The 394-nt window shown below is 49.2% G+C and carries 1 rRNA gene; it reads right to left on the bottom strand.

The features are described 5' to 3' along the window. Positions 1-393: ribosomal RNA gene (locus BHE89_RS21675) — 23S ribosomal RNA — on the bottom strand; the annotation flags it as partial. Between the last annotated feature and the right edge of the window lies 1 nt (position 394).

The raw sequence follows: 394 nt of genomic DNA, 5'->3' as shown, positions 1-394 counted from the left end.
TATTTAGCCTTGGAGGATGGTCCCCCCATATTCAGACAGGATAACACGTGTCCCGCCCTACTCGTCGAGTTCACAATAACAGCATCTTCGGATACGGGGCTATCACCCTTTACTGCCGGACTTTCCAGACCGTTCTCCTGATGCTGCCATTGATTAAGACTCTGGGCTGTTCCCCGTTCGCTCGCCGCTACTAGGGGAATCTCGGTTGATTTCTTTTCCTCGGGGGTACTGAGATGTTTCAGTTCTCCCGGTTCGCCTCATTAACCTATGTATTCAGTTAATGATAATATCCATGGGATATTGGGTTTCCCCATTCGGAAATCGTCGGGTATAACGGTTCATATCACCTTACCGACGCTTATCGCAGATTAGCACGTCCTTCATCGCCTCTGAT

The organism is Shigella sp. FC1967 (genome assembly GCF_001743005.1).
Classification (GTDB): domain Bacteria; phylum Pseudomonadota; class Gammaproteobacteria; order Enterobacterales; family Enterobacteriaceae; genus Proteus.
The sequence above is the reverse complement of the archived record's forward strand: the minus strand, read 5'-3'. Positions and strand labels throughout refer to the sequence as shown.